The organism is Myroides odoratimimus (assembly GCF_038039805.1).
Classification (GTDB): Bacteria; Bacteroidota; Bacteroidia; order Flavobacteriales; family Flavobacteriaceae; genus Flavobacterium; species Flavobacterium odoratimimum_B.
Genome location: NZ_JBBPHK010000052.1, coordinates 1 through 2,616 on the forward strand (window position 1 = coordinate 1; position 2,616 = coordinate 2,616).

Here is a 2,616-nt window from a genome sequence, read left to right on the forward strand (position 1 = left end):
TGGATATTCCGGTCTAAACTGAACGGGTAATTCCGGTCTAAACTGAACAGGTGATTCCGGTGCAAACTGAACAGGTGATTCCGGTGCAAACTGAACAGGTGATTCCGGTCTAAACTGAACAGGTGATTCCAGTGCAAACTGAACAGTTCTGAGCTTAGTTTTTTAGTGTAAATTGTGATTAAAAATCACAAAGTTATGGCTAACAAACCTATCTCAACGACCATGATAAAAAGTATCATTAAGATGAAAATCAAAGAAATTTCTAATTCTAGAATCGCATCTAGTTTAGGAATTTCAAGAACTACATTGATTAAATATGTAGATAATATTTGTAAATCAGGGCTTAGTTTTGGTGAATTAGACAAATTAAGTGAAAAAGATTTAGCAGATTTATTCCATACTCCTAATCTGCTGACAGAAATCAAAAACGATAAGGTTACTACAGATCTACTAGAGTATTTTCCCTATGTAGATAGAATGTTACCACAAGTAGGTTTTACAAGATTAATACTATGGGAGCAATACAAAGAGAAATACCCTGAAGGGGTCCAATATAGTAGGTTTTGTGAGGCTTATAGTAATTGGTGTGCTCAAGGAAAAGGTTATGTACCTATTGAGCATAAAGCAGGTGAAAAGCTATTCATTGACTATGCAGGGAAGAGATTAGAAATTGTATGCCCACAAACAGGAAATATTAGTAAAGTAGAAGTTTTTGTAGCCACTCTAGGTGCTAGTCAATATACTTATGTAGAGGCTTGTGCAAGTCAAAAAGCCCCTGATTTTATAAAAAGTATTGAAAATGCATTACACTATTTTGGTGGTGTACCTAATTGTATTGTACCAGATAACCTAAAGTCAGCAGTAATTAAACCACACCGTATTGAACCGGAATTAAATCAGCAACTGTTAAAATTTGCCATGCATTATGATACCACTATAATGCCTGCTAGGGTTAGAAAACCTAAGGATAAATCTCCAGTGGAAATGGCAGTTAATATTACCTATAGCCGAATCTACACCAAACTACATGGTCAGATATTTTTCAGTATAAATCAGCTAAACACAGCTATTAAAAAACTTTTAAAGCCTTACAATGACTATCCTTTTCAGAAGAAACAAAGCAGCCGAACAGAGATGTTCTTGGATTTTGAAAAACAAGCTCTTAAAGCTTTACCAATCGATTTATATCCAATTAAAACTTATAAAACAGCTACTGTATTAAAAAACTATCACGTTGATTTTAGAGAGGACAAACACCACTACAGTGTTCCATATCAGTATTTAGGAAAGAAAGTAACTCTTATTGTAGATCAAAATATTGTTGAAATCTATCATAACTATCAACGCATTGCTGTTCATCCTCGTAATAGGAGAACTAGTGGATACTCAACCTTAAAGGAGCATTTACCGCCAAAAAGTCAATATAATGCAGGTTGGAGTGAAGAGTATTTTATTAGTTGGGCCAATAAAATAGGCCCTGAAACAAAAGCTTTTATTGGGAAAATACTGCACAAACAAACCTTTGTAGAACAGAGCTTTAAATCATGTATAGCTGTTTTGTCCTTTGCTAGTAAAGTAGGGAATTCTAGACTAAACTTAGCTTGTAAACGAGCGTTAGCTTATGAACATATAAGCTATAAGGCTATTGAAAATATTTTAAAAAACGGATTAGATCAACAAGAATTAGAACAAAACTTACAAGCTATACCCCAACATGAAAATATCAGAGGGAATAATTATTTTAACTAAATCTTTATGTTTATGAATGTTAATGCAACAATTGAAAAAATGCAAAAACTTAGGCTTAATGGTATGAAAAGAGCCTATGAATCATCCTTAGAAACTAAAGCTATAGACTCTTTTACCAATGACGAGTTTATAGCCTGGTTAGTTGAGGCAGAAGATAATCAAAGAAATAATGATAAGACTCAGCGGCTTATAAAAAATGCTAGATTCCACTATCAAGCTAGTTTACAAGAGGTAAAGTTTACTGCTGAGAGAAACTTAGATAAAAACACTTTTATAAGATTATCTGATTGTAGTTTTATTGATCGAAATCAAAATATCATTATTACTGGTTGTACTGGAACAGGGAAAAGCTACTTAGCTACTGCACTAGGCTTCCAAAGCTGTGTAGCTGGTTATAAAGTAAAATACTACAATTTAGGTAAATTATTACATCGTTTGGCTATGACTAAAGCTGATGGCAGTTATTTAAAAGAATTGCTAAAATTAAGCGCCACTGATGTACTTATTTTAGATGATTTTGGATTACAACCCATTACTGGTGATAAGCAACTTATACTAATGGATATTATTGAAGATCGTAATCATCATAAAACAACTATCTTTTGCTCACAAATACCTGTAAAAGCATGGCATGATTTATTTTCAGAAAAAACAATTGCAGATGCGTTTTTAGATAGAATAATTCACTCTGCTATTCGCTTTGAATTAGAAGGAGAATCTCTCAGAAAAATAATCAAAAAATAATAACTCTTTTTAGCTATATTTATACTACTAAAAAACAAGGCGAAGAACTGTCCACTTTCACACTGGAATAGACTGTTCACTTTCACACCGGAATAGGCTGTTCACTTTCAGTGGAATATTCAG

2 protein-coding genes are annotated in these 2,616 nt (G+C 33.1%); both read left to right on the plus strand.

Annotation, left to right across the window (positions count from 1 at the left end; all coding sequences use genetic code 11):
• Nucleotides 1-195 precede the first annotated feature (195 nt).
• Nucleotides 196-1,749 (plus strand): IS21 family transposase, encoded by a 1,554-nt coding sequence (istA, locus tag AABL85_RS17305; RefSeq protein WP_059051711.1) that lies wholly within the window; start codon nucleotides 196-198, stop codon nucleotides 1,747-1,749.
• Between the two features lie 12 nt (nucleotides 1,750-1,761).
• On the plus strand, nucleotides 1,762-2,493 hold the full coding sequence (gene istB / locus AABL85_RS17310) for an IS21-like element helper ATPase IstB (RefSeq protein WP_006259346.1): 732 nt from the start codon (nucleotides 1,762-1,764) through the stop codon (nucleotides 2,491-2,493).
• The last annotated feature ends 123 nt before the right edge of the window (nucleotides 2,494-2,616 follow it).